The following is a 22,601-nucleotide window of genomic DNA, read 5'->3' as shown; positions in this document are numbered from 1 at the left end:
AGTTGGGCGCTAACATTTGCTTGGGCAAGGAGAGGGTATGTTTTTAAACCGGCGATTACGCGATATTACCATCAGCAAAAAACTGTCGGTGGGGTTTGGTCTGGTCCTGCTGCTGGTGGCAATGGCCACGATCCTTAGCGTTATGCGTTTTAAAGAGATCCGCAGCGTTTATGATAAAACTAACCTTATATATAATATTAATATTGAAGTATTTCAGGCCAAGATAAATCGGCTGAAATATTTTTATAGCGGCGATGAAAAATCGGGTCAGGCGCTGGCAAGCTATGTTAACCACGCCGCTGAGCTTACCGCCTCCGCGAAAGATCTTGCCTGGACCGAGGCTGAAACAGCGCTGCTCCATAGCCTTGAGACGCATCTTGGCGACTTCCAGACCAGCGTAAGCGCTATGCAGAGCGCCACCAACGCGCTCAATCCGCTGCGTGCCGCTGGAACCCAGGCGGGCAGCGTAGAGATGCAGCAGCTACAGGCCGCTGAGGATCGAGTCAAAGTTGCCGGGGATAACAGCAGCGCCGATATCAAACTCATTATCGCCTCCGTTAAGGCCCATAACGATGAGCTGGCCTACAGCTCCAGCACCGTGACCGCCGTGATTGGCGGTGTAGCCATTCTGATCGGCATTATTGTCTCATGGTGGGTGATCCGTCAGATTACCCGGCCGGTGCAGCACAACCTGAGACTGGCGGAGCGCATTGCCAGCGGCGATCTCAGCTCGGTAATAGAGGTTCAGGGCGGCGACGAACTGGGTAAACTCACCGGGGCGATGGCGAAGATGAATCTCCGCCTGCGGGAGATGATCCACGAGGTGCGCAGCAGCGTCGCCCAGGTCTCCCACGCGGCCAGCGAGATAGCCGATGGCAATACCGATCTCTCCTCCCGTACCGAGCAGCAGGCGGCGGCGGTGGTGCAGACTGCCGCCAGCATGGAGGAGCTAACGGCGACGGTCAGGAACAATGCCGATAACGCCCGCCATGCCAGCAAACTGGCCGCCGAGGCCTCCAGCACCGCCAGCCAGGGCGGCAGCGTCATGCGCGACGTGGTCAATACCATGGGCGACATTCACGCCAGCTCGCAAAAAATTGCTGATATTACCGCGGTGATCAACAGCATTGCCTTCCAGACCAATATCCTGGCGCTGAACGCGGCGGTGGAAGCTGCGCGGGCGGGTGAACAAGGGCGGGGCTTTGCGGTGGTGGCCAGCGAGGTGCGCAGCCTCTCCCAGCGCAGCTCCCAGGCGGCAAAAGATATTGAACAGCTGATTGGCGAGTCGGTATCCCGCATCAGCACCGGCAGCGAGCTGGTGGCGAAGGCGGGGCAGACCATGGAGCAGGTGGTCGATGCGGTGACCCGGGTAAACGATATTATGGGTGAGATCTCCTCCGCGTCGGAAGAGCAGAGCCGGGGTATTGAGCAAATTGCCCGCGCGGTAGGCGAGCTGGACAGCACCACCCAGCAGAATGCCACCCTGGTCAGCGCCTCGTCGCTGGCGGCGGGATCGCTCGAAGAGCAGGCCCAGCTGCTGGCCCAGCTGGTGGCGGCGTTCCGTCTGGATCGGCCGGTAACAGCCTAAAAAAATGCCCGGCAGCGTTTAGGCTACCGGGCATCAGCAGAGACTAATAAGCGTTATTCGAAGCGGTACGCCACGGAGAGACCAACGCCGTAGTTACGACCCGGAGCCGGTTCGTAGTAGCGGCCGTTGGATTCGTTAACGATCACCGAACCGACATACTCTTTGTCGAACAGGTTATCAACGCGGCCAAACACGTCCAGCATCCAGTTGTTGTAGTTGAACTTATACCCGGTATTCAGACCCACGGTGGTGTAGGACGGCGCTTTCGCCGTGTTCTCATCGTTGGCTTCGATGTCGCTCATGTAGCGCATATCAGCCCCGGCGTACCAGCCGCTCTCCGGCACGTAGCCAAGGGAGGCAAAGCCCATGTTGCGGGCGATGCCCGGCATCCGGTTACCGTTGCAGTTGTCATCCCCGCAGACGTTGGTGCGGTAGGTGGCATCCAGATAGGTCCACGCCATCTTCACCCGCCAGTCGCCGGCAAACTGCTGGTCAAGGGAGAGCTCAGCACCCTGACGACGGGTTTTGCCGGCGTTTTTATAGGTGGTGCGTCCGCCGCTGCTGGTATCGGTCACGATCTCGTCATTGGTCATGGTCTGGAACAGCGCTGCGGTGAACAGGCCGTTGCCGACGCGAGTCTTACTGCCGATCTCATAGGTGTCGTTGGTCGACGGCTTGAGGTTGAAGTTCAGACCGCTCTGGTTGTTCGAGCGGTAGGAGAGCTCGTTGATGGTTGGCGTCTCGAAGCCACGGCCTGCGGCGGCGTAGACGTTCCAGGCATCGGTCACGGCATACTTCAGCGCACCGGCCGGGAGCCACTCATGGTAGCTCGCTTCGCCACTGTCGTCGCCGTTACCAGCGGTGATGTAGCGATCGTTGGAGTCAAACCACACCGAGCTGTAGCGTACCCCGGCATCCAGCGAGAGCTTATCAGTCAGCTGCCAGCGGGACTGCATATAGGGATCGGCGTTCCACATCAGGTTACGCTCGTTACGGCGCAGGTTACCCTTTTGACCATACGCCGGCGTGCTGCCATCCATCACGAAGTTTTCATAACCTTTACGATCTTCGCTCATGTTTTCGTAGTTCAGGCCGGTGGTAATGGTCACCGGCACCAGCAGCTCGCCACGGTGGGTCCAACGGGTATCGATCCCCTGATAGTGTCGACTTAGGTCGATAACCCCGCCCGCATGGGTCGGATTGAGCTGCGGCGCGCGCGGAATCGACTGGTACTGGGTGGTTTCGCGCTCGCCAGCGTACATCATCACGCTCAGGTCATCCTGCTCGCTCAGCTGACGCTCGTAGCGCAGGCCAGCCTGGGTCTGCTTGATGGTTTTACGGGTGTTGTACTGGTCGGCACGTGGAGCCTGGTGCGGATCCTGCTTCCACTCCTGCTCGGTCAGGCCGCCCGGATCGTCCGCTTTGATATCGACGCTGTTAAAGATCAGGCTCAGCTTGCTGACGTCATCGATACGCACGCCCAGTTTGGCGTTAGCGAGGTTCTTACGCGCGCCGCTGTGGTCGCGGTAGCCGCTGGTGATAAAACGGGTAGAGGAGACGGTGTAGTCCACGTCGCCTGCCTGGGTACCGTCTCCGGTCGCACCGGTGGCCTTCAGGCCGTAGCGCCAGCTGCCGTAGCTGCCGTAGTAGCTGCTGGCTTCAATAGTTGTGGGCTGCTGGCCGGTTTCGGTGGTGACGTTAACCACGCCGCCGGAGGCGTTACCGTACAGGGCGGAGAAGGGGCCGCGCAGAACTTCAACGCTCTCGACGCTATTGAGATCGATATTAGAGGTCTGACCCTGGCCGTCCGGCATGGTTGCCGGGATGCCATCGACATACATGCGAATGCCGCGCACGCCATAGGTGGAGCGGGAGCCAAAGCCACGCATAGAGAGCTGGAGATCCTGAGCGTAGTTCTGACGGTTCTGGATCTGCAACCCAGGCACGCCGGTAAGCGACTCGGAGAGGTTAACGCGTGGAGCAGCATGACGCATCTCTTCCCCGTTAACCACGCTGACGGCAGCGGGCGTATCCAGTTCGGATACGGTTTGCGGCGTGGCGCTGACGATCAGGGTCTGCTCTTCTGCGGCGAAAGCGTAGCCGCAGGCGGCTGGCAGCAGCAAAATGGGGAGTGTAGCGCGTGTAATAGCAGTGATTTTCATTAAAGGAACCGGTTAAATAAAACGAACCAAATGGAACATGTGTGCACATGTTACTGTTTTTGTAAAAATTATGAAAACGATAACGGCACGTAGTGTTAAGTGATGTATCAGGGTGTGTATGGAGAAATTATGGAGATTATGGCCAGGCTGGCAAGAAAGACTCTACATTTAATAAAATAATGATTATTATTCGCATTTGTAACATACGAATGGGTAAGTTAATCAAAGGGAGTCGTCATGTTTTTACGTCAATTAAGCTCGCCGCGCCTGCGTGGTTCACTGTTCCTCGGGTCACTGCTGCTGGCAGGGACGTTTAACGCCAGCGCGGCGGAGGAGATGCTGCGTAAGCCGGTGGGTAAGGGCGCATACGAAATGGCTTTCAGCCAGCAGGAGAATGCACTGTGGGTTGCGACCACCCAGAGTCGTAAGATGGATAAGGGCGGGGTTATCTACCGTCTCGATCCCGCTACGCTGAATATCACCCAGGCCATCCACAACGATCTGAAGCCGTTTGGCGCGACCATCAATAATCAAACCCAGACGCTGTGGTTCGGCAACACCACTAACAGCGCGGTGACGGCCGTCGACGCGAAAACTGGCGAGGTAAAAGGCCGTCTGGTGCTGGACGATCGCAAACGATCTGAGACGGTGCGCCCATTGCAGCCGCGTGAGCTGACGGTGGATGAGACCACCAATACCGTTTACATCACCGGCATTGGCAAGGAGAGCGTGATTTGGGCCGTGGATGGCGAAACGCTGAAGCTGAAAAACACGATCGCCGGTACGGGCACCTTTAGCACCGGGCTGGCGATTGATGCCGCGGCGAAACGCCTCTACACCACCAACGGCGACGGCGAGCTGATTACCATCGATACCGCCAGCAACAAGATCCTCTCCCGCCAGAAGGTGCTTGACGATGGCAAAGAGCACTTCTATCTCAACCTGAGCCTCGACACCGCCGGTCAGCGCGCGTTCATTACCGACTCGAAGCAGGCTGAGGTGCTGGTGGTCAATTTGCGCGATGGCAAAGTGCTGGCGAAGGTTGCCGCGCCGGAGTCTCTGGCCGTGCTGTTTAACCCGGCCCGCAACGAAGCTTACGTCACCCACCGTAAAGCGGGTAAGGTGAGCGTTATCGATGCGAAAAGCTATAAGGTAGTGAAGAGCTTTGATACGCCGACCTACCCGAACAGCTTGGCGCTCTCTGCCGATGGCAAAACGCTGTACGTGAGCGTGAAGCAGGCCTCAACCCGTGAGAAAGAGGCGACCGATCCAGATGATGTGATCCGTATAACGCTGTAAGTAAGAGGCAATATGTCACTTTAGGGCATGTGTTCCGTTCACCTTATGCCGGACAGAACATATAACTCGCGTCACACGTGAACGGGATAAGGGGGCCACCGCGGCCCCCTTATCAATCCCCGCGGCCCCGCAGGGAAACCGGTGCTTCGCACTGCGCTCACCTCCCGCCCGGCTGACCGACGGCCGGCTCGACTCGACGTCCTGTCTCGTTTCGCCTCTGGCCGCCCTCCCTGGCGTCCAGACCTTGTCACCCGGTCTCCGGTTCGCCGGTTTCAGCGGGGACTCAACACCCGCGCTGTTAGACAGGAACCCGTAGCGACAAAGACGTTGCTGTAACTGCGATATCAAAGCGAGGTGTTGGGTCCGGCTGAAAATCGCCGAGGCGTTCACTTCTGGCCGGGGCAGCCCGCATGGATGCGGGCTGAGGGCGTGACTTACAGGGACGTTGCATCTCGCCCGACCCGGAAGCCGGAAGGGATAAGCCGAGGACAAAATTGCCGGGAGCAATTTTGGACAGCGCTTGCGCTGGCCCCGAAGGGGTGAGCCCCGGGATGGGGCGAGCAATCCGCGCAGCGGCGATTTTCCCTGCCGGGAGCCCGGGTCGCCAGGGTGGTGGTGGCGAGCCACCCTGGCACGTTCACGTGTGCAGAGTTTTCAGATAGGCAGAATGTGTGGAGTGAACGGAAACAAAACCGGACTTGCATATTCTCCATGCCCTTCAAATAAAAAAGCCAGTCTAACCGACTGGCTTTGATTAATTAGCTGGACGTTTTCTCAACCAGCACGGCGCTCTCCGCCGTCTCTTCCACATGCACCGGCGCGGTGCTGTGGATCTCATGCACCCGCTTGCGCACGGCATACCAGCCCACGACCAGCAGCACCGCAATCACTGGAAGTGACGCAATGGTGTAGGTCCCGTTCGGATAGTCAAACGCCATCAGCACCAGCACGCTCAGCAAGAACAGCAGCGTCAGCCAGGAGGTCACCGGCGCACCCGGCAGCTTGAAGCTGACATCAGCGGCTTTGCCCTCTTTAATGGCTTTACGCAGGCGCATCTGGCACACCACGATGAAGGCCCACGAGGCGATAATGCCCAGCGCGGCGACGTTCAATACGATCTCGAATACGCTGGCCGGAACCAGATAGTTCAGCACTACGCCAAAGACGTAGATCGCCAGCGTTGCCAGGATGCCCGCGTAGGGCACATGCTGCTTGCTCATTTTGGACATGAACTTCGGCGCAGAGCCACCCATCGACATGGAGCGCAGAATACGGCCCGTGGAGTAGAGGCCCGAGTTCAGGCTGGAGAGCGCGGCGGTCAGCACCACCATGTTCATCACGTCACCAATATACGGCACACCCAGCTTGCTGAAGAAGGTCACAAACGGGCTTTGCCCAGCCTGATAGGCGTTCCACGGCAGCAGCAGCACCAGCAGGACCACAGAGCCAACGTAGAACAGGCCGATACGCCAGATCACGCTGTTGATCGCTTTTGGTACCATGGTCTGCGGATCTTTACACTCGCCCGCCGCCGTACCCACCAGTTCAATAGAGGCGAAGGCGAAGACTACGCCCTGCACCAGCACCAGCGCGGGCAGCAGGCCGTGCGGGAAGAAGCCGCCGTTATCGGTAATCAGGTGGAAACCGGTCGTGCCGCCGTCCAGCGGTTTGCCGGTGCCGAGGAAGATGGTGCCCACGACCAGGAAGACCACGATCGCCAGCACCTTAACCAGCGCAAACCAGAACTCCATCTCGGCGAACCACTTCACGCCAATCATGTTCATGGTGCCAACGATCGCCAGCGCACCGAGGGCAAATACCCACTGCGGCACGTCGCCAAACGCGCCCCAGTAGTGCATATAGAGCGCAACGGCGGTGATATCGACGATGCCGGTCATCGCCCAGTTGATAAAGTACATCCAGCCGGCGACGAACGCGGCTTTCTCACCGAGGAACTCACGGGCGTAAGAGACGAAGCTGCCGCTGGAGGGGCGATGCAGTACCAGCTCGCCCAGCGCGCGCAGAATAAAGAAAGAGAAGATGCCGCACACCAGATAGACGATAGCGAGGGAGGGACCTGCCATCTGCAGGCGTGCGCCCGCCCCGAGAAATAACCCGGTACCAATCGCGCCACCGATAGCGATCATCTGCACCTGGCGGTTACCCATCGCCTGCTTGTAACCCTCTTCATGAGAGTTAAGCCAGCGGCGTTTTGCAGCCTGATGCTCTGCTGCGCTGTTGTTGCTGTTTTTCATTGCGTTACCTGTTGACCTGTCTGAATCATCGAGGATGTTTTCATCCGGCCAGGGCGAAACAAACGTTTGCCCTGGCGAATAAATATGCTGTCTTTCCCGCTATTTTGCGCATAGATAAGACGAAACATGGCGCAGCATCCTACCTGCAATTGATTAGCGACGCAAAAGATACCCAGCGAAAAAATGAGAGCTGTCGCGTGAATTTGTGTGGTCAGAGGAGAGGCCGTGTCGATACGATTCAGCGTCGCAGGAATGACTCTTTCAGAGCGCGCGCAGGATGGCCGCGACTTAGCCACTTTTTAGCTAATTAAATGTAAATTAATTGTTTCACAGACGTTTCCTGACCTTTTACTAATAGGGACATGTTTCCTCATCTGAGTGTACGCATGTCATATCGAATTAGTCTGCTGGATAAAAGCCCCATCGCCGATGGCGAAACGGCAATGGAGGCGCTGGCTCGTACTCTGCAGCTGGCGCAACTGGCCGAGGAGTGGGGCTATCACCGCTTCTGGATCGCTGAACACCATAATACTTCTCAACTGGCCAGCCCGTCACCGGAGCTGGTTATCGCGTGGATTATCGGACAGACCCGACGTATCCGCGTCGGCTCCGGCGGCGTCATGCTGCAACACTACAGCCCCTACAAGGTGGCGGAAAACTTTAACCTTCTCGCCACGCTGGCACCGGGACGTATCGATCTCGGGGTAGGCAAAGCGCCTGGCGGCCTGCCGCTCTCAACTCGCGCGCTCCAGCAGGGGTTAGACCCGGAGCGTGCAGGCACCTTTGCCGACAAGCTGGCCCAGCTCGACAACTGGCTCTCCCTCTCGGTTAACGATCGGCAGCAGGAGAGCCTGCTGGCAACGCCGGTGCCGTCCCACCGCGCCGACGGTTTTCTGCTGGGGGCGAGCGTAGAGAGCGCCCGCCTGGCGGCCACCCTTGACTGGAACTTCGTCTTTGCTGCCCACCTGAATGGCGATAAGGCGCTGCTGCGCGACGTGCTCACGGTCTGGCAGGCCCATAGCCAGCGCAGCACAATAGTGGCGGTGCAGGCGATTGTGGCCGACAGCGATGCCGAGGCACAGGCGCTGGCGCAGGAGATTGAGCTGTGGGGCGTGGAGCTGGAGAACGGTCAGCGCGTCACGGTAGCCAGCCAGGAGCAGGCCCAGGCATTTGCCCGCCAGGCGGGCAGCCCAGCGAAGCAGATTGTCCGCCGGGACTCCTCGGCGCTGGTTGGCACGGCAGAGACGGTGCTGGCCGGGCTGAACGCGCTACACCATGCGTGGGGCATTGACGAATTTATTATCGATACGCCCGTTGCCGGGGGCGCGGCGCGGATCAACTCCCTGCGCCTGCTGGCAGAGGCGTGGTCGCAGGAGAAGCGCGTAACGGAGGAGGCAGAATGCATTTTGCACAACAGCTAATAGAGTGGCGGCGGGAGCTGCACCAGTACCCGGAGCTGTCGCTTCAGGAGTTTGAGACTACCCGGCGGATCCGTCAGTGGCTGGAAAACGCCGGGCTGCGGCTGCTGCCTTACGATCTGCCCACCGGAGTGGTGGTGGAGATTGGCTCTGGCGAGAAGGTCATCGCCCTGCGCGGCGACATCGATGCTCTGCCCATCGACGAGGCCAGCGGCGTACCGTTCAGCTCGAAAAACGCCGGGATTATGCACGCCTGCGGCCATGACGTGCACACCACCGTCATGCTTGGTGCGGCGCTGCTGCTCAAGGAGAACGAACACCGGCTGGCGGGCAGGGTACGCATTCTGTTCCAGCCAGCCGAAGAGAACTTTGGCGGTGCGAAACGGCTGATTAGCGCCGGCGTACTGGATGGCGTTAGCGCCATCTTCGGCATGCATAACGAACCCGGCCTGCCGGTGGGCGTCTTTGCCACTCGCGGCGGCCCGTTCTATGCCAACGTCGATCGCTTTGTTATTCGTGTTAAGGGCAAGGGGGCACACGCCGCCCGACCCCATGAAGGCAACGACGCGATCCTGCTGGCGAGCCAGCTGGTTAACGCCCTGCAGAGCGTCGCCAGCCGCAACGTTAATACCCTCGACTCGGTGGTGCTCAGCGTGACGCGGATTGCTGGCGGAAATACCTGGAACGTGCTGCCAGAGACGGTGGAGCTGGAAGGTACCCTGCGTACCCACGACGTAGAGGTTCAGCAGCAGGTGAAGAGGCGTGTTAACGAGATTGCCGCCGGGCTGGGACAGGCATTTGGCGCGGAGATCGCCGTCAGCTGGTACGACGGCCCCACCGCGCTGGTTAACGACGAGCGCTGGGCCGCCTTTGCGCACGACGTAGCCGACCGGTACGGCTATGAGACCCAACACGCCGGGCTGCATATGGGCGGGGAGGATTTTGCTGTCTACCTGCAACACATTCCCGGTGCCTTTGTCAGCATCGGCAGCGCCAGCGAGTTTGGTCTGCATCACCCGGCCTTTAACCCCGCCGAAGAGTCAATTGAAGGCGCGGCGCGCTACTTTGCGCTGCTGGCTGAAGAAGCGTTACTGCAACCCTAAAAGGATGAACTATGGCGACTGAAAAAGTGGCGACGACACGACAGCTACGGCTGGGTACGATTCTGCAGGGCGCATCGGGAAATATGTCTGCCTGGCGTCATCCGGCAGCGGTGGCCGATGCCAGCATCAACTTTGAGTTTGTGAAGGAGACTGCGCGGAAAGCCGAGCAGGGGAAGCTGGACTTCCTGTTCGTGGCCGACGGCCTGTACATCAATGAGAAATCAATTCCGCACTTCTTAAACCGATTCGAGCCGCTGACGGTGCTCTCCGCGTTGGCCAGCCTGACTACCCATCTTGGGCTGGTGGGCACGCTCTCTACCTCCTACAGCGAACCGTTTACCGTCGCACGCCAGTTTGCCAGCCTCGATCATCTCAGCAAGGGTCGGGCGGGGTGGAACGTTGTAACCTCGCCGCTGGAAGGCTCGGCGAAGAACTTTTCCCGGGATAAACATCCCGAGCACGCGCTGCGCTACCGCATCGCCGACGAGTATCTGGAGGTGGTTAAAGGGCTGTGGGACTCCTGGGAAGAGGATGCCTTTGTGCGTAACAAAGAGAGCGGACAGTTTTTTCATCCGCAAAAGCTGCACACCCTCAACCACCGCGGGGAGTTTTTCCAGGTGGCCGGGCCGCTCAATATTGGCCGCACGCCGCAGCATCGTCCCATTATTTTCCAGGCCGGGGCCTCAGACGATGGCAAAAAGCTCGCCGCTCGCCACGCCGACGCCATTTTTACCCACCATGACACCCTGGAGGAGGCCAAAGCCTTCTATCGCGACGTGAAGCATCAGCTGGAGGCTAACCATCGTCATCCTGAGGATCTGAAGATATTCCAGGGGGTCAGCATTATCGTGGGTGACAACGACGCCGACGTTGAAGCCCAGTACCAGACCACTGCCGCGTTGGTCTCGATTAACGACGCCCTGAACTACCTCGGCCGCTACTTTGAGCACCATGACTTTAGTCAGTATCCCCTCGACGAGCCTTTCCCGGACATCGGCGATTTAGGGCAGAACAGTTTTCGCAGCACCACCGATGAGATTAAGCGTAACGCCCGTGAGCGGAATCTGACCCTGCGCCAGGTGGCGCTGGAGAGCGCCTCGCCGCGCCCACGCTTTGCCGGCACCCCGGAGCAGGTGGCCGACGGTCTCCAGCGCTGGTTTGAGGAGCGGGCTGCCGACGGATTTATCATCCAGGGCGGTACGCCGGAGAGCTTTGCCCACGTTGTCGACCGGGTGGTGCCGATCCTCCAGGCGCGAGGCCTGTTCCGCACCGACTATCCCGGCACCACGCTGCGCGAAACGCTGGGTTTATCCGTACCTGACAATCAATTTATAAAATAATAATTTAATAAGGGAATACGCTATGCAGAGATCAACGCTACTCCTGGCCATTTCGCTCGCCTTTGCCCCGCTGGCGTGGGCTGACAGCGTCAACATCAACGGCACTGGCGTTAGCCTTGACGCTAACAAAGTGCCCATCAATACCGCCAAAAATGCCCAGGCGGTGGCGGAGCTGCCTCAGGGCTACCGCTTCGCCCAGCCGGGCAAATTTACCGTGGCGGTGGCCGCGTTAAATTCACCCCCGCTGACGGTCTTCTCCGATGACAACAAGACGTTGATGGGTAGCGAGGTGGATATTGCCCGGCTGGTCGCTGACAGCCTTGGCCTGGAGCTGAACGTGGTGCCAACCTCGTGGGAGGACTGGCCGCTAGGGGTCTCGTCCGGCAAGTATGACGCCGCTATCAGCAATATTACGGTTACCAAAGAGCGCAAAGAGAAGTTCGACTTCGCCACCTACCGCAAAGATTCGTTGGGCTTCTACGTAAAGTCGACCAGCCCGATCAAATCCATTGAGAAAGCCGAAGATATCGCCGGGCTGCGGATCATTGTGGGATCGGGAACCAACCAGGAGGCGATTCTGCTGGCGTGGGACAAGGCTAACCAGCAGAAGGGACTGAAGCCGTTTACCCCGGTATACACCAAGGATGATGCCGCCCAGACGCTGGCGATCCAGTCCGGCCGCGCCGATGCCTTTTTCGGGCCGAACGTGATTGGCGCATGGAAGGCAGCGCTAACGAATAAAACGAAGCTGGTAGGAAGCGTTGACGGCGGCTGGCCGAAGGCGGCACACATTGCGGTAACGCTGAAAAAGGGCAGCGGGCTGGTGGAGCCGGTGCAGACTGCGCTTAACGGCGCGATCAAAAGCGGCGACTACGACAAGGTGCTGGCCCGCTGGGGTGAGGGGGTGGAGCGTATATCCACCTCGGAGATCAACCCGGCTGGCCTGGGCGACTAAGGAGAGAACCATGCGCGAACGTTTTCGTGATCTCCCGATGGATGCCCCCGAGCTGCAACCCATCATTGAGGGACTGTTTGGCGAATACGCCGCCCGCTACGGGGACTACTTCTCCAAAGATGCGGAGGTGGAGCTGAACGAGTGGTATCTGCCGCCGCAGGGGCTGTTTCTGGTACTCGAACGCGATGGGGAGATTATCGCCACCGGGGCCTACAAGCCGTTCGATGAGCAGACGGCGGAGATCAAACGTATCTGGACCCAGCGCACCCTGCGTCAGCAGGGGCTGGCCGGGCGCATGATGCACGCCCTGGAGCAGCGGGCGTCTCTCGCTGGCTATCGGCGGATCTTTCTGACCACCGGCTTTCGCCAGCCGGAGGCGGTAAAGCTCTACCTGAGCCTGGGGTATGAGGCCCACTTCGATCTCCACCGCAACCCCGAGGAGTATAGCCTGCCGCCCTATGACGGACGGTTGCGCTTTACCAAAACGCTGGACGTTGCCCTGCGGCACTCTGCCTGAGGATAAAAGATGACCACACCAGGAACCATTAAAGTGATCCCCGCCCGCTATCCGTTGCGCACCGTGGGCGCGTTCGTGGCGCTGTTCGTGCTGGCGATAGTGGTCCAGTCCGTTGCCTTTAATCCACGCTGGGAGTGGCACGTGTTTGCCCGCTGGTTTTTCGATCCGGCGATCCTCTATGGCGTCGGCCAGACGCTGCTGCTGACCCTGCTGGGAACGGTACTCAGCGTGATTATCGGTGGCCTGCTGGCACTGGCGCGTCTCTCGTCCTCCTGGCTGCTGAGCAGCCTCGCCTGGGGCTACATCTGGCTGTTTCGCTCCCTGCCGCTGATTGTGGTGCTGATCATTCTCTACAACTTCTCCTACCTCTACGACACGCTGACCATTGGCATTCCCTTTACCGCGATTAGCTGGGGCCAGTTCGAGACCATTAACGTGCTGGGGCAGTTCTCAACGGCGGTGGTGGGGCTGACGCTGGTGCAGAGCGCCTATACCGCCGAGATTATCCGCGGCGGATTTTTAGGCGTCGATCACGGCCAGTACGAGGCCGCTGCCGCCCTTGGCTTACCGGCGTGGCGGCGTACCCTGCGCATTATTTTGCCCCAGGCGCTGCGTACCATTCTGCCGTCGGGCTTTAACGAGATCATCAGCCTCGCCAAGGGAACGGCAATGGTTTACGTGCTGGCGATGCCGGAGCTATTCTACACCATCCAGATGATCTACAACCGTACCCAGGAGGTGATCCCCCTGCTGATGGTCGGCGCGGTATGGTATCTGGCGATCACCAGCGTGCTGTCGATTATTCAACACCTTGTAGAGCGCGCTCTGGCCCGCAGCGAGCGCCGTTCGGCTATCAACGCCGCGCCGCGTGCCTCCCGTGTGGCCTCTCCGGCAACCCACGTTAACGCTCAGGAGCCAGTTCATGCCCACCTCTCATAATGGCCATATCTCAATTACCGGCGTCAGCAAATACTTTGGTCGGCATAAGGCGCTGGACGGCGTCTCGCTGGAGCTGCCACCCGGATCGGTAACGGTGATCCTTGGCCCCTCGGGTTCAGGAAAGTCGACGCTGCTGCGCGCCATCAACCATCTGGAGCGGGTGGATGAGGGCTTTATCCAGATCGACGGGGATTACATCGGCTACCGTCGGGAGGGTGACAGGCTCTACGAGCTGAAAGAGAAGGAGATCCTCCGTCAGCGCATCAACGTTGGCTACGTCTTCCAGAACTTCAATCTCTTTCCGCACCTGACGGTGCTGGAAAATTTGATTGAAGCACCCATCGCCCATAAGCAGCTCAGCCGCAAGGCCGCCGTCGAGCGGGCCTACGAACTGCTGGATGTGGTGGGCCTGCGCAACAAGGCCGACGCCTGGTCGCGCCATCTCTCCGGGGGCCAGCAACAGCGAATCGCCATCGCCCGGGCGCTGGCGCTGCGTCCACGCGTCATGCTGTTTGATGAGCCGACCTCGGCCCTCGATCCGGAGCTGGTGGGCGAGGTGCTGGACGTTATCAAAACCCTGGCCCGCTCCGGCACCACTCTGGTGGTGGTCACCCATGAGATTGGCTTTGCCCGGGAAGTGGCGGACAAGGTGGTCTTTATGGTGGATGGCAAGATCGTCGAGCAGGGGAGCAGTGAGGCGATATTGAACCGCCCGCAGCACCCCCGGACGCAGCAGTTTTTGTCGAAGGTGCTGTAAAGAACGTTATGGCCGTTTGCCAAACTCAGCGCTCTGCTGGGTCCAGCGGCGCGCCTGTTCGCTGAGGGTAAAGCCGAGGCCGTGGCGGTCGGAGACGTACATCCGGCCGTCGCGCAGCTCCAGCTGCTCGTTAAACAGCGGGTTTAGCCACTCAAAGTGCTCCAGCCACGGCTCCAGCGGGTAGGCCGCCGCCAGATGCAGGTGCACCTCCATCGCAAAATGCGGGGCCAGCTTGCGCCCGTGCTTCGCCGCCAGATCCATAATCTTCAGAAACGGCGAGATGCCGCCAACCCGTGGCGCATCCGGCTGAACAAAGTCGCTGGCGTTACCGAGGATCAGCTGCTCATGCTCGCGGAAGCTGGTCAGCATTTCGCCGGTAGCGATCGGCGTATCCAGCGCGGCGGCGAGCTGGGCGTGGCCCTCAACGTCATAGGCGTCGAGCGGCTCCTCGATCCAGATCAGGTTGAAGTGCTCCATTTTGCGTCCCATGCGGATTGCAGTTTCGCGATCCCACTGCTGGTTAGCGTCCACCATCAGCGGAAAATCGTCTCCCAGCGCCTCGCGTACGGCGGTCAGGCGGCGAATATCCTCGGCGGTATTGGGCTGACCGACCTTCAGCTTGATGCCGCCAATGCCGTTCTCCCGAGAGATAGTGACGTTTTTTAGCACCTGATCCAGCGGCGTATGCAGGAAGCCGCCGGAGGTGTTGTAGCACTGGACCGAGTCACGATGGGAGCCGAGCAGCTTCGCCAGCGGCAGGCCCGCGCGTTTGGCTTTCATATCCCACAGGGCGATATCGAAAGGGGAGATGGCCTGTACCGCCATGCCGCTGCGGCCCACGGAGGCACCGGCCCACAGCAGCTTGCTGTAGATCTTATCGATATCGTTGGGATCTTCCCCCAGCAGGTTATCGGCGATCTCTTTGGCATGGGCATAAATACCCTGGCCGCCGGCGCGCTTGGAGTAGCTAAAACCCACGCCCTCGAAGCCGTCACGGGAGCGGATCTCCGCCACGATAATCGCCACTTCGGTCAGCGGTTTTTGTCGACCGGTCAGCACTTTGGCATCGCTGACCGGCGTAGCCAGCGGCAGGAAGGCGAGGGAGAGCTTCACCCATTCAATACGATCCCCGCTCTCTGCCGCCGTTTTCACACCCTGCGCGTTGGCATAGGTGACTGAATCAGAATTTGCGCTAAAGGTCATCTTACTCTCCGTAGGTTATAAAATGTTTGCGCTAACATTTATAGTGTAACGGGCAGGCCGTTGCTACAGGGGAGAAGATAATTTGTACAGTCGATCACAGTTTCTTCCCACTCGGGTCACATTGCCCTGTGGATTAAGCGAGCAGCATGATGAATAATGGGTGAAATGCTTTTGAGAACAGGTTGATACTGTGTGACCACGCCTAAAATCCCCCGCCCGCAGCCGCCCAGAGCGCCCACCCTTGATGACGTTGCCCGCGTCGCCGGATTGTCGTCGATGACCGTCAGCCGGGCGATCAATACGCCAGAGCGGGTGCGACCTGAGACGGTGGAGCGGGTAATAAATGCCGTTAAGGCTACCGGCTATATTCCTAACGCGCTGGCGGGCGGGTTGGCTACCCGACGCAGCAAATTGGTTGCCGTTGTAGTGCCGCAGATCAATAACAGCATGTTCGTGGATACTATCCAGTCGCTTAACGATGCGCTGGCGGCGCGGGGCTACCATATGCTGCTCTGTATGTCAGGCTACACGCCGCAGACCGAAGCCGAACTGGTGGCGGCGCTGCTTTCGCGCCGTCCAGATGGCATTGTGTTAACCGGTATTCACCACTCGACGGAGCTGAAAAAGATTGTGCTAAACGCCAGCGTACCGGTGGTGGAGATTTGGGATTCAACCCCAACGCCGCTTGATATGCTCGTTGGATTCTCCCATGAGAAGGTGGGCCAGGCGCTGGGGCATTTTTTACAGCGTAAAGGCTATCGGCGACCGGGGCTGATCTGGGCAGAGGACCGTCGCGCCCAGCAGAGAAAGGCGGGGCTATGTGAAGCGCTAACATTGCACGGTTTTCCCGCGCCTTTACAGGTAGACGTCCCGCTACCCGCCAGGCTGGCGCTGGGTCGGGAAGGGCTGGGAACCCTGCTGGCTCAGGGAGAGTGTGACGTGGTGGTGTGCAGCTCCGATACCCTGGCTCAGGGGGCGATTATGGAGGCCGAAAGCCGCGAGCTGCGCGTGCCGCAGGATCTGGCCGTCATCGGCTTCGGCGATCTCGACTTCGCTGCCTCTAATCGGCCCGCTATTACCACCGTTAGCGTCGATCGCCATGCGATAGGGCTGCGCGCCGCGACGCTGCTTGCCGACCGCATTGAGGGAATCGAACCTGACAATGCTATTCAGGACGTTGGCTTTACGCTTATTGAGCGCGAGTCGGCTTAAACATAAAACCAATACAGACGAGGAGTTTGCTATGCCGCATATCGATATTAAATGTTTCCCCCGCGACCTGACCGACGAGCAGAAAACCGCGCTGGCGGATGATATTACCGCCGCGATTGTTCGCCACCTCAATAGCAAAGAGAGCTCGGTGAGCGTGGCGCTGAGTCAGGTCCAGCCGGAAGACTGGAAGGCGCAGGTGTGGGATACGGAGATCGCCCCGCAGATGGCAGAGCTGATCAAAAAGCCAGGCTACGACATGTAGTTTGCTCTCCCTGCCGTTAGCGGCAGGGAACACTACTACTTATCGTTAACGCTCATCTGCTTACCGCTGGTGACAAAGGTGCCGCCGCCCAGGTGGTGCAGGGTATTGAGCTTGTCATCATCAAACTGCCAGCGGCCGTTGATAAACGCCCGATCGTCGGCCGCAGCGGCAACCACCTCGCCAAACAGGGTATCGTACTTCTCCTGCGCGGCGGTGGCCGGCAGCAGGCGGCACTCCATCCACGCCAGGCAGCGCTCCTCGACCACCGGCAGGCCTAACACCGGGCCGGAGATGACCGGAATACCGTAGCAGTTAAATTTATCCTCATCGCGCCCGGTGATGCTCCCCACCGCGTAGGTCCAGTTTTTGGCAGCGACGCCGGGAACCACGATGCCGAACATGCCGCTGCGCTCAATCAGCTCCCGCGACCAGGCACTTTTGTCGATCACGATGGCAATGCGCGGCGGGGAGAACTCCACCGGCATCGACCAGGCTGCCGCCATGATATTGCGGCGATCGATCTGCTCGTCCCGGCTGGTGATCAAAACGGTGGGGCCGTGGTTAAGCAGGCGGCTGGCGTGCTCCAGCGCAACGGGGCGGAAATGGCTCATTGTGACTCCTTTTAGTGACCTTGCTGCATTAAAGGCTGCATAGCCAATTAAATCAAGCCGTAACGTTTGCGTCATCGCGCCGTAACAAAGCCTGCCTATAGTCGCCAGCAACCAAGTCCCAAAGAGGATAACAATATGTTTGCTCCCCTGTCTTTTGTACAGGTGAGTGCGGCCCGTCATTATCTGACGACGGGGCGTTGTCGGCTTCCTGTAGCAGGAGGGCGATGATGCACGCACTCACGCGTATCCGTCTTGAAGGTGTCTCCTACGCCTTTGCCACCCATACCGTTCTTCATCAGATCGATCTGCATATCGAACCCGGCAGCATTGTGGCTCTGCTCGGGCCGTCCGGCTGCGGTAAAAGTACGCTGCTGCGCCTGCTCGCCGGACTAACGCAGCCTGGGGAAGGGGAGATCTGGTTTGGCGAACGTTTGGTGGCGAAGGCTGGCTGGGCGCTGCCGCCCGAAGCGCGCGATATTGGTATGGTCTTCCAGGACTATGCGCTCTGGCCGCATATGTCCGTGGCGCAAAACGTGGCTTTTCCCCTCAAAATGCGCAACCTGCCGCGCAGCGAACGCGAGGTTCGCGTCGCCGAGGCGCTGGCGCGGGTAGGGCTGACTGACTTTGCCGAGCGCAAACCCTCCGGTCTCTCCGGCGGACAGCAGCAGAGGGTGGCTCTGGCACGGGCCATCGTTGCCCAACCTCGGGTGCTGCTGTTTGATGAGCCGCTCTCCAATCTCGACAGCGAGCTGCGTGAGTCGCTGTGCCTGGAGATGTCGCGCATCCTGCGCCAGTCCGGCACGACGGCAGTCTACGTGACTCACGATCGCCGGGAGGCCGAACTGATTGCCGACCGTATCGTGCACCTGTCTGCGGGGCGCGTGGCGGCATCCGATTTGGATACACCTAAAATAGTTACAACATACAATGGAGCTTTATTATGAAATCAGTGACGTCTGTAATAAAAGGAGTTGCATTAACTATGACATTGTCTGCCATAGGCGTATCCAGCGCACAGGCGCTGACCGTCTACACCGCCGGGCCGGGATCGCTGGCAAAAGGGTTGGCTGCGGGCTATGAGAAGAAAACCGGCGTCAAGGTTGATATTTTCCAGGCGACGACAGGAAAGGTGATGGCGCGTCTGGAGGCCGAGCAGGCCAATCCACAGGCGGATATCCTCATCTCCGCCTCCTGGGATACGGCGGAAGACCTGCATAATCGCGGCTGGCTGCTGCCTTACCAAAGCGCGAACGCTGAAAAGGTGCCTGCTAATCTGAAAACCGATGACTATGTCGCCCAAGGTATCTCGGCGCTGGGTATCGTCTGGAACAGCAAGAGCGGCACGCCTGAGCCAAAAGAGTGGCGTGATCTCACCGCTGCCGACTTCAAAGATAAAGTCACCACGCCCGATCCGGCGCTCTCTGGTGCTTCGCTCGATCTGCTGATCGGCCTGCAAAACGGGATGAGCGATGAGGCCTGGAAATTATTTGAGCAGTTGAAGCAGAACGGCATGGTGGTGAGCGGGCCAAATGCCCAGGCGGTAACGCCGGTGATGCAAGGGGCAAAAGCCGCGGTGTTCGGCGCAGTTGACTATGTCTCTTACGGCAATATCGCTCAAGGCGAATCCCTGAAGGTGATCTTCCCGGCCAGCGGGACGGTGATTGCTCCGCGTCCGATGATGATCCTGAAAACGACCCAGCACGCTGATGACGCAAAAGCCTTTGTGGACTACGTGCTCTCTCCGGAAGGGCAAGCGATGGTCGCCGAGGCCTGGCTGATGCCGGCCCGCACCGACGTTGCCGCTAAGCGCCCGCTGCTTAATGAGCTGAAAATTCTGCCGACCACCAATGACGGCAACAGCGAGCGCAGCGACGTGCTGAAACGCTTTAATACGCTTTTCGCACAGTAATCACCCGGCGGGGGCAACCCCGCTTTCAGGATAGCCGTTGTGAAACAGAAATTTATTACGCTCACTACCGTGGCGCTGCTTGCGATCCTCGTCGCGCTGCCGTTACTGTTTATTACTCTTCAGGCCATCTTCCCGCAGTTTAGCGCTGGCTCTCTGAGCGGGGCGTTTAGCGGCATCGCGCCACAGTTTCAGGACCCGCAGCTGCCCGCCATGCTGGGCGGTACGCTGTGGAACGCCGCTGGCGTCGCGCTGCTCAGCGCCCTGATCGGCCTGCCGCTCGGCGTGATGCGCGGGCTGTTTAATCTTCCCGCCCCCAGGTTGTGGGATCTCATCTTCCTGATCCCGTTTCTGACGCCGCCCTATATTGCCGCGCTCTCGTGGATGCTGGTTTTACAGACCAATGGCTACCTGGATCAGCTGACGGGTATCGACCTTAACGATCTGCTTTTTAGCCGCAGCGGCATTGTGCTGGTCATGACCCTGAATATCTTCCCGGTGGTCTATTTTGCCGTCTCGCGCAGCCTGCTGGCCAGCGGGCTGCGGTTGGCACTCGTTGCCCGAGTGCACGGCGCCACGGCCTGGCGGGCATTCTGGCATATCACGCTGCCGATGCTCGCACCCGCGCTGGCGGCAGGCATGCTGTTGGCATTTACTCTGGCTATCGAGGAGTATGGCGTACCGGCGGCACTGGGTTCTCGCTCTGGAGTAGTGATGATGACGGTGGGCATTGAGAAGAAGCTCGCCGACTGGCCAATCGATCTGCCCGGCGCATCTCTGCTCTCGATGGTGCTGATTACTATTGCCTTAGCGGGGTGGTGGCTCCAGCGTCGCCTGGTAGGGGATAAAGAGGTGACCAGCGTAACTGGGAAGCCTACGGAGAATCAGGGAGCCACGCTTGGCATCGCCGCCGTTCCGGTGGTCGTGGTAATGGCTCTTACCGGTTTGCTGGCGGTAGGGCTGCCGGGTTTATCTATGGCGGTTACCGGCGTGATGTCAACGCTGTCAGGGGGACTGGTATGGAGCAACGTAACGCTTCAGCACTACCAGGCTCTCTTCTCTCAGCAGGGGGATGCGTTGTCAGCGCTGGGCACCAGTCTGTCGCTGGCGCTGGGCGCGGCGCTCATTACCGGGCTGCTTGGCCTACTGATCTCGTGGCTGGTTGTGGTCAGGCAGATTAAAGGCCGCAGCGTGCTGGACGCGCTGTCGTTACTGCCCGCGGCGCTACCGGGTATTGTCGTTGGCGTAGGGCTGATTCTGCTGTGGAACCGCACCTTCTGGCCCGTCTCGCCCTACAATACCTGGGCGATACTGCTGCTCTCGTACTGTTGCCTGCTGATGCCCTGGCCGGTACGCTATATCACCAGCGCGCTGCGCCAGCTCGGCGGGAATCTTGAGCCAGCAGCCCGCGTCCACGGCGCAAGTGCGCTACAGGCGCTGCGGTTTATCGTCATGCCGCTGGTCTTTCCGGCCATGCTGGCCGCGATGCTGATGGTGTTTGCTATCGCCTCACGTGAGCTGGTCACGTCGCTGCTGCTCTCTCCGGCAGGGACCCAGACCGTGGCGGTATTTATCTGGCGGCAGTTTGAGCAGGGATCGGTCGGGCAGGGGATGGCAATGGCCACGTTAACGCTGCTAACCGGTCTGCTGTTGATGCTCACTGCGCTGACGATAATGCAGCGCAAAGGTCGTGGCTGATAACTATTTGTGCATGAGGCGTTTGAATTTTAGCCAATCGAAATGAGAGATATTGCGCAGGCGTAAAATGCTGTCTACGTTTATTCCTGCAATAATTTTCTCTCGATATGTAGAGAGGCCAGTAACTTATAATTGAAGGCATATCGATGCACAGCGCAACAACGGAAGACCACCTAAACACCTACTTCGATCAGGGCATTCAGGCTTTTGAAGCTGAACGCGTGCTTATCAAAGAGCTCGCGCAAAATCTCAAAAGCAACCGAGTCGAGGTGAATAATAAAAATCTGATTCTGGCCCTTATCAGGATGCTCGAAACAGAAGATGATGTTGTCAAACTCGATGTTTATCGCAGCGCTCTTGAGCTGATCGTGCAGAAAACACCGGACGATCTGTAATCATATTAACCACGCCCTGTCTCGGGTTATTTACCGGCAGGGCGTTAGCTTACGCTGGTTTCATTATACGCGTCCGTAGATAAGCCACACAGGCATCCAAAGTGCGTTTTTGCTGCGTATCTTTCACCATGATGCGCCGGGCGCGCAGCACCATCATCAGGTTGTCGGCATTTACAGGCAGATGTGAGTTCATCAGCCATGTCGCGGCCTCGCCAACTACCTCTTGAATATTCTCAAGTCGAACCTGTTCATCGTCGTTCAATTGCACTCTCAATGCTGAAGGGGTTTATCTTCCAGGCTTGTCAGCCAAGATCAAATTCACAGAGAGCATTTAAGGGAACATGCTGAAGGCAAGTCTGATTAGAAGGGCGAATCTAAATGTGGAAAAGAACCTGCTAATCGTATCGATTAAACAGGCATTAATGATCAGTGCTTATACTCAGACTTAGTGTGATACAGGACAGAATCGCGCCTGTTTAACTTAAGCGAGCGGGAAGGGCCTTCCGCTTCATCAGGGAGCGTCCTGAAGTGGTGTACCCCATTGATTGCGGTACGAAATGCTTCGCGTCGACCATAGTCGGTTTCATCATGCAGATTATCCTGCAGTTGACCGATAAGCGCATCAAAAGAGACATTGTCATCGGCTTCAAGAAGCGTCATTACCGCTTCGCCCATAACCTTATCAACCAGCCTGTCTTTATCATTTTTGCTCATTGAGCCTCTCAATAGGTATACGGCGCTGGACTGCTTATCATATTGTCAGTATGCCCACTTACGCCCGGGATTGACAGGTAAATTATGCTTGTCATAACGAATGGTTTCGCAAAATCAGACGCATTACATCGCTAAGATGGGCATGCATAGTCTGATCGGTTGCGGCTTCAATCCTGCCAATCAGCTTAAGGCAGATAGTGCGTCTGCTGATAATTTGGCCGGACCGCAAAAGTGCCATAACGATATCGCCCAGCGTCTCCTCTCGTG

General features: G+C 58.7%; 19 protein-coding genes and 1 pseudogene. 14 read left to right on the top strand and 6 right to left on the bottom strand.

Translation table 11 applies throughout. From position 1 onward, the window contains the following. Positions 1–37 precede the first annotated feature (37 nt). On the top strand, positions 38–1,588 hold the full coding sequence (locus RTP97_RS13780; RefSeq protein WP_312414558.1) for a methyl-accepting chemotaxis protein: 1,551 nt from the start codon (positions 38–40) through the stop codon (positions 1,586–1,588). A gap of 53 nt (positions 1,589–1,641) precedes the next feature. On the opposite strand, the gene pqqU is transcribed toward RTP97_RS13780, so the two are convergent. Continuing rightward, positions 1,642–3,750 (bottom strand): TonB-dependent receptor PqqU, encoded by a 2,109-nt coding sequence (pqqU, locus tag RTP97_RS13775; protein ID WP_312414555.1) that lies wholly within the window; start codon positions 3,748–3,750, stop codon positions 1,642–1,644. A gap of 237 nt (positions 3,751–3,987) precedes the next feature. Here pqqU and RTP97_RS13770 point away from each other — a divergent pair, with 237 nt between their 5' ends. Then, the gene (locus RTP97_RS13770; protein WP_312414553.1) at positions 3,988–5,049 is read left to right on the top strand and encodes a YncE family protein; all 1,062 of its coding nucleotides are present in this window, start codon (positions 3,988–3,990) and stop codon (positions 5,047–5,049) included. 758 nt (positions 5,050–5,807) lie between these two features. Here RTP97_RS13770 and ansP read toward each other — a convergent pair. Further along, positions 5,808–7,304, bottom strand: coding sequence for an L-asparagine permease (gene ansP / locus RTP97_RS13765; protein ID WP_103820216.1), 1,497 nt, complete (start codon positions 7,302–7,304; stop codon positions 5,808–5,810). A 386-nt stretch (positions 7,305–7,690) separates the two neighbouring features. Here ansP and RTP97_RS13760 point away from each other — a divergent pair, with 386 nt between their 5' ends. The 6 genes and pseudogenes from RTP97_RS13760 (at position 7,691) to RTP97_RS13735 (ending at position 14,333) form a co-directional block, all read left to right on the top strand. Then, positions 7,691–8,725: an LLM class flavin-dependent oxidoreductase gene (locus tag RTP97_RS13760; RefSeq protein ID WP_312414550.1), complete on the top strand. Its 1,035-nt coding sequence runs from the start codon at positions 7,691–7,693 to the stop codon at positions 8,723–8,725. Then, positions 8,704–9,825, top strand: a complete 1,122-nt coding sequence (locus tag RTP97_RS13755) for an amidohydrolase (protein ID WP_312414548.1) — start codon at positions 8,704–8,706, stop codon at positions 9,823–9,825. The genes RTP97_RS13760 and RTP97_RS13755 overlap by 22 nt, the downstream gene beginning before the upstream one ends. Positions 9,826–9,851: 26 nt before the next feature. Beyond that, positions 9,852–12,120, top strand: a pseudogene (locus RTP97_RS13750) (NtaA/DmoA family FMN-dependent monooxygenase). A gap of 10 nt (positions 12,121–12,130) precedes the next feature. Continuing rightward, positions 12,131–12,637, top strand: coding sequence for a GNAT family N-acetyltransferase (locus tag RTP97_RS13745; RefSeq protein ID WP_312414546.1), 507 nt, complete (start codon positions 12,131–12,133; stop codon positions 12,635–12,637). Positions 12,638–12,646: 9 nt separating this feature from the next. Next, positions 12,647–13,576 carry an amino acid ABC transporter permease gene (locus RTP97_RS13740; protein WP_312414543.1) on the top strand — a complete coding sequence of 310 codons (930 nt, stop codon included), beginning with the start codon at positions 12,647–12,649 and terminating at the stop codon, positions 13,574–13,576. Then, positions 13,560–14,333: an amino acid ABC transporter ATP-binding protein gene (locus RTP97_RS13735; RefSeq protein ID WP_312414540.1), complete on the top strand. Its 774-nt coding sequence runs from the start codon at positions 13,560–13,562 to the stop codon at positions 14,331–14,333. Before RTP97_RS13740 ends, RTP97_RS13735 begins: the two co-directional genes overlap by 17 nt. Before the next feature lie 6 nt (positions 14,334–14,339). Here RTP97_RS13735 and RTP97_RS13730 read toward each other — a convergent pair whose 3' ends face one another. Continuing rightward, positions 14,340–15,536 (bottom strand): L-talarate/galactarate dehydratase, encoded by a 1,197-nt coding sequence (locus RTP97_RS13730; protein WP_312414538.1) that lies wholly within the window; start codon positions 15,534–15,536, stop codon positions 14,340–14,342. A gap of 207 nt (positions 15,537–15,743) precedes the next feature. On the opposite strand from RTP97_RS13730, the gene RTP97_RS13725 reads away from it, so the two are divergent. Next, complete coding sequence (locus RTP97_RS13725; RefSeq protein WP_312414589.1) at positions 15,744–16,748, top strand: LacI family DNA-binding transcriptional regulator; 1,005 nt, start codon at positions 15,744–15,746, stop codon at positions 16,746–16,748. Between the two features lie 31 nt (positions 16,749–16,779). Beyond that, entirely contained in the window at positions 16,780–17,010 is a 231-nt protein-coding gene (gene pptA, locus RTP97_RS13720) for a tautomerase PptA (protein WP_312414536.1), read from the top strand. Positions 17,011–17,045: 35 nt separating this feature from the next. Here pptA and RTP97_RS13715 read toward each other — a convergent pair whose 3' ends face one another. Further along, entirely contained in the window at positions 17,046–17,621 is a 576-nt protein-coding gene (locus tag RTP97_RS13715) for a flavin reductase family protein (RefSeq protein ID WP_312414535.1), read from the bottom strand. A 224-nt stretch (positions 17,622–17,845) separates the two neighbouring features. Here RTP97_RS13715 and RTP97_RS13710 point away from each other — a divergent pair, with 224 nt between their 5' ends. The 4 genes from RTP97_RS13710 to RTP97_RS13695 all read left to right on the top strand — a co-directional run bounded on the left by RTP97_RS13710 (position 17,846) and on the right by RTP97_RS13695 (position 21,620). Further along, positions 17,846–18,565 (top strand): ABC transporter ATP-binding protein, encoded by a 720-nt coding sequence (locus RTP97_RS13710; RefSeq protein ID WP_312414534.1) that lies wholly within the window; start codon positions 17,846–17,848, stop codon positions 18,563–18,565. Further along, the gene (locus tag RTP97_RS13705; protein ID WP_312414532.1) at positions 18,562–19,530 is read left to right on the top strand and encodes an ABC transporter substrate-binding protein; all 969 of its coding nucleotides are present in this window, start codon (positions 18,562–18,564) and stop codon (positions 19,528–19,530) included. The genes RTP97_RS13710 and RTP97_RS13705 overlap by 4 nt, the downstream gene beginning before the upstream one ends. Positions 19,531–19,569: 39 nt before the next feature. After that, entirely contained in the window at positions 19,570–21,225 is a 1,656-nt protein-coding gene (locus RTP97_RS13700; RefSeq protein WP_312414530.1) for an iron ABC transporter permease, read from the top strand. Positions 21,226–21,371: 146 nt separating this feature from the next. Then, positions 21,372–21,620: a biofilm development regulator YmgB/AriR family protein gene (locus tag RTP97_RS13695; RefSeq protein ID WP_312414528.1), complete on the top strand. Its 249-nt coding sequence runs from the start codon at positions 21,372–21,374 to the stop codon at positions 21,618–21,620. Positions 21,621–21,669: 49 nt separating this feature from the next. Here RTP97_RS13695 and RTP97_RS13690 read toward each other — a convergent pair whose 3' ends face one another. Beyond that, positions 21,670–21,882 carry a hypothetical protein gene (locus tag RTP97_RS13690; RefSeq protein ID WP_312414526.1) on the bottom strand — a complete coding sequence of 71 codons (213 nt, stop codon included), beginning with the start codon at positions 21,880–21,882 and terminating at the stop codon, positions 21,670–21,672. A gap of 164 nt (positions 21,883–22,046) precedes the next feature. Next, a complete protein-coding gene (locus tag RTP97_RS13685; protein WP_312414523.1) occupies positions 22,047–22,334 on the bottom strand; it encodes a hypothetical protein in 288 nt (95 codons plus the stop codon). Between the last annotated feature and the right edge of the window lie 267 nt (positions 22,335–22,601).

This window comes from Pseudescherichia sp., from assembly GCF_031998825.1.
Taxonomy (GTDB): Bacteria; Pseudomonadota; Gammaproteobacteria; order Enterobacterales; family Enterobacteriaceae; genus Pseudescherichia.
This window is presented reverse-complemented; position numbering and strand designations above follow the sequence as displayed.